Origin of the sequence: Mesorhizobium sp. M7A.F.Ca.CA.002.05.1.1 (assembly GCF_003998335.1) — a bacterium.
Lineage (GTDB): Bacteria > Pseudomonadota > Alphaproteobacteria > Rhizobiales > Rhizobiaceae > Mesorhizobium.
In genome coordinates this window covers 1-1237 of the sequence record NZ_RZQI01001271.1, presented here as the reverse complement: position 1 = coordinate 1237, position 1237 = coordinate 1, and the positions used below count along the sequence as shown (strand labels likewise).

Here is a 1237-nt window from a genome sequence, read left to right as displayed (position 1 = left end):
GATAGCCTTCGACCAAACCTTGCATCAATTTGGCCTTGGTCGGGAAATTGTAGAGGAGCCCTCCCTTCGACACGCCGGCACGGCTGGCTACGGCATCCAGCGACAGGCTGCCTGGTCCGGATTCCCGGGCAACATCAGCCGCCGCGGCGAGAATCTTCTCGCGCGAATTCGGTCTTTGGGCTCTCATGGGGCCTCCCATCGCAAGCTTAGGCCCAATTGACAAGACCGTCCAGACGGTACAGGAAGACCGCCATTATTTGAAATCGGGACCCGCAGTCGATATGTGTCCCGATATCCGCGCTTCGCGCCGGATTTCGACTGAGGGGACTTCCTTGTTCAAGCGCATACTCCGTATCTTTATCATTGTTCTGGTTCTGGCTCTGCTCGTCGTCGTGGTCGGCGGCATCGTCGGCTTCAACTTCCTGCGCGACAACGGCATCAAGCAGTATTTCGCATCGATGAAGCCGCCGGCGGCAACCGTGTCGACCACCATCGCCAAGCCTTCGGCCTGGACGCCAGGCGTCGAGGCTATCGGTACGGTCAAGGCTGTGCGCGGTGTCGACCTGGCGGTCGAGACCACCGGTATCGTCAAGGACATCCTTTTCCATGCCAACCAGAAGGTGGCCGACAATGCGGTTCTGCTGCAGCTCGATGACGCCGTCGAGCGCGCCGATCTCGACGCACAGAAAGCGCAGGCCGCGCTCGACCAGACCTCGCTGGCCCGCGCCATTGAACTGACCAGGCGTGGCGTCGGCTCCGACTCGACGCTGGACACGGCGCGTGCGGCGGCCTCGGCCTCGGCATCTCAGGTCACCAAGCTGCAGGCCGTACTCGAACAGAAGCAGCTGACGGCGCCTTTCGGCGGCACGGTGGGCATTCCGAAAATCGATATCGGCCAGTATCTGGCGCCCGGCACCGCCGTGGTGACATTGCAGGACCTCGACACGATGCGGGTCGATTTCTCGGTTCCCGAACAGCAACTCGCCTTGCTCAAGATCGGCCAGACGATTCGATTGGGCCTTGGCGGTGAGGACAGGCCATTCGCAGGCGCCATTCGCGGCATCGACCCGAAGATCGACTCGTCCAGCCGGCTGGTGAACATCCGGGCGGAAGTCGCCAATCCCGATGGCAAGCTGACCCCCGGCCAGTTCGTGCAGGTGCGTGTCGAGCTGCCCGAAGAGCAGAACGTGCTGACCCTGCCGCAGACGGCGCTGACGACAAGCCTCTATGGCGACTA

Annotated in this window: 2 protein-coding genes; one reads left to right on the top strand and one right to left on the bottom strand. The window is 62.2% G+C overall.

Annotated features, from left to right (window positions below; all coding sequences use genetic code 11):
* The coding region (locus EN939_RS34800; protein ID WP_164751537.1) for a TetR/AcrR family transcriptional regulator at positions 1–187 on the bottom strand (187 nt) is incomplete at its 3' end.
* Positions 188–332: 145 nt separating this feature from the next.
* Between EN939_RS34800 and EN939_RS34795 the strand changes: the two genes are divergently transcribed.
* Positions 333–1237: efflux RND transporter periplasmic adaptor subunit (locus EN939_RS34795; RefSeq protein WP_127271892.1), on the top strand; the 905-nt coding region annotated here is incomplete at its 3' end.